The sequence below is a fragment of the Clostridium sp. genome, from assembly GCF_036569345.1.
Lineage (GTDB): Bacteria > Bacillota > Clostridia > Clostridiales > Clostridiaceae > Clostridium_AD.
In genome coordinates this window covers 1-1628 of record NZ_DATCQT010000033.1, presented here as the reverse complement: position 1 = coordinate 1628, position 1628 = coordinate 1, and the positions used below count along the sequence as shown (strand labels likewise).

Genomic DNA, 1628 nt, shown 5'->3' with positions numbered 1-1628 from the left:
TCAATATATATCTTATTTAATACCCCTTGAGTAATAGCAAGAGATTCATCTAATAATGGTTTATATATTAATTTTATAAGATTAAAATGCTTTATCCCTTCATCTGTAATTCTATAATTTCTGCGAGTCTTTTTATCAGGAACATCCCACCAACCCTTCAACCACATGTTTCCCTCCATCTGACGAAGTAATGGATATATTAAACCATTACTCGGTTTCCACATGTTATTCATTGAAGCCTCTATCTTAGCTGATAATTCATATCCATAGCAGCTCCCATCTTTAATCAAAAAATCTAATATCATAATCTTTAATATATTGGTACTGTTTAATTTTGTCGATTGCCTGTTACGTACACTACCTAAATCACTCATTGTATTAACCACCTCCAACTATATTTCTTATACACTATACTATAAGTTTAGACCCATAATCTGTTCTCTGACTCTTTGAAATCATAATCACGCTGCTCATAATCATTAAAAGTTGAGACTTTAGTCTTACCCTTTGAGATCTGCCAATCTTCTTTTAAAACTGTTATCATAACACGTACTATGTTGTTAACTTTATTTATCCTACCTATAATCTGTTACTTTTCGTTAATTTTTTCAATATAAATTTATATGTCCCTGGTGAATCTCTCGCCTTACAAAATCTATATTACTATTATTAAGAGTCTCAGTACATTACTACATATTACAGCTAAGTGTTTAATTGAATTCTTATTAAATTTTAGCAATTTTTTAATTAAATTTAATTGACTCTTTCAGCTACCTCAGATTAGAAAATAAGCTGTACTTTTACCAACCTTGCAAATCCTTTTCCAACTCATCAAACTTGTACTCACATTGATCATAATCAGTGAAGTTACTGACCTTATTCTTACCTTTTGGAAGTTCTCCATCGGTACAATTAAATCCATTTTTAAAGCCGTCGTATCGTACTAATTGAAAAACAAAAATAGAATGTTAAACTTTACATTGATGTTGAAATGAGTTTATAGTATCGCTATTAAGCTCCACTATTTAATTTTGTTTATTTTAATGCTGTTATAAATAATGTACTAAAGTATTCTCCGACAGACATGTTTCTGGAAGAGACCTCTTATTTCAATACTTTCGCAATTCCTGTAGGAGTTGTTGCCGGTACAGTTTCCTTTTTTTGATCAGTTTTTTTGGAACATTAACCTTAAAATCATATGAATCGGTATTATAGACTCTAATTATCTATAGGCTTTTCTATAGTATCTTTTATGATATCTTCTGTTCCCATTAATGTAATTTTACGCTCATATATATTTTATCCTCATATTAATTCTTATAATCAGAGTATATAAAGTTACCAATATAATGTCAAGTAACCTTTTAACGACAATGCCAATATCCCTTACCATCTACTATTGTAGTTATATTTAGATTCCCTCTATCGAGGAATACAAAGGGACTATTAAGTTCCACTAACATTAAATACAAATGGGAAAGCATCGTTTTCTTTCCGGTGGATATATGGGTTACTTCTCAATCTGCTTTTTACATTATAATACAATAACAATACAATAATAATATTTATTTTAATAAATTCATTTTAATAATACATTTACAATGTATTATTAATGTATAGTATAAATA

The 1628-nt window shown here is 28.8% G+C and carries 1 protein-coding gene; it reads right to left on the bottom strand.

All coding sequences use genetic code 11. The features are described 5' to 3' along the window. The coding region (locus VIM70_RS03020; RefSeq protein ID WP_331943999.1) for a PadR family transcriptional regulator at positions 1–374 on the bottom strand (374 nt) is incomplete at its 3' end. Between the last annotated feature and the right edge of the window lie 1254 nt (positions 375–1628).